The sequence below is a fragment of the Sodalis sp. (in: enterobacteria) genome (assembly GCF_051710625.1).
Classification (GTDB): Bacteria; Pseudomonadota; Gammaproteobacteria; order Enterobacterales; family Enterobacteriaceae; genus JBPESN01.
In genome coordinates, this window is record NZ_JBPESN010000124.1 from 1 (window position 1) to 1,170 (window position 1,170).

Below are 1,170 nucleotides of genomic sequence, written 5' to 3' on the forward strand. Positions count from 1 at the left end.
ACCTATCGAGCAATTTTTCCCTGCATGCTGCACGGTCGTGAGTAAAGCTCGTAGGGCGTATTCTCAATCGGGTAAAGATGACCCTTCTTCTAGTTATAAGGTTTTCCGAATAGATTCTATCAGCTGTTGAGAGTGCTTTTAGAAGAGCTTCTCCGACGTTTTCCTTTTCCGCAGCTACTTTGTGTTGAGTCCGGCCGCAGGATGCTCCTTGGTGTAAAGCTTGGATATTTCCGCTTCTTTGTAAGTCAGTTGGTTTAGTTGCGCATCAATATTGACCAGACTATCCAACACCGAACGCGCTTCCAGCGACAGATCAACAGAATCATTCTGCTGGCGGAAAGTATTCAGTTTGTTCTCTACATCATCCAAGGTCGCTCTAACTTTTGGAAGAAATTTGAACTTTAATATATTAATATTGCAAAGTTCACAGTTAAACAGAGTAGTTATACATTAATTTTATCAAAAATGTCTAGAATTTATGTTATTACACTCAAATAATGATATCTGTTTAACACAAAATTTTATTACTGAAGATACCAATTAGTTATAAGAAAATTTTAATCGTCAACATATAATCAACCACTTCATCGTATTTCTCCACTACATAACATACATTCCTTCCAATTAAGAATGTATTTCTTAACCCTGTACGGTTCAGTTCCGTGTGTTTCTTATAAAACTGAAAAGCGACAGTGAATGAGCGTCAGTCAATTTTGTGAAGCCATAAACAAACAATGAACTGCATTATCGTGTTTATAGCCTGCATCGTTGCTGCGACTTGCGCGCCATTTGAGCAAAGCAAAGAAGGACTAGGACAGCACCATGAACATCAAAACTACTACGTTAGTTCTTGAAACATGATTAAATAGGTACAGTTATGCTAAATTTTCTACTGATTCCAGGCACCTTCACATTATAGTTTTGAGTATAAAGTACACGACGAGCATAAAGGAGATGTGAAATCTCACCATGAAACAAGGGAAGGTGACAAGGTCAAAGGATTTTACATGCTGAAAGAATCCGATGGTACAGTCAGAGAAGTACATTACACCGCCGATCATAAAAATGGTTTCAACGCTGAAGTAAAAAGGACAGGACATGCTGTTCATCATGAAGAACCAGTCCCGATGCAACACCCAAAAGTAGAACAGGGGCAGAGCCACCAGGAAC

Annotated in this window: 2 pseudogenes; one reads left to right on the top strand and one right to left on the bottom strand. The window is 38.9% G+C overall.

The annotated features are described in order from the left end of the window. Nucleotides 1–195 precede the first annotated feature (195 nt). Nucleotides 196–396, bottom strand: a pseudogene (locus tag ACTBDU_RS16405) (hypothetical protein); the annotation flags it as partial. 521 nt (nucleotides 397–917) lie between these two features. Here ACTBDU_RS16405 and ACTBDU_RS16410 point away from each other — a divergent pair. Next, nucleotides 918–1,170: pseudogene (locus ACTBDU_RS16410) on the top strand (chitin-binding domain-containing protein); the annotation flags it as partial.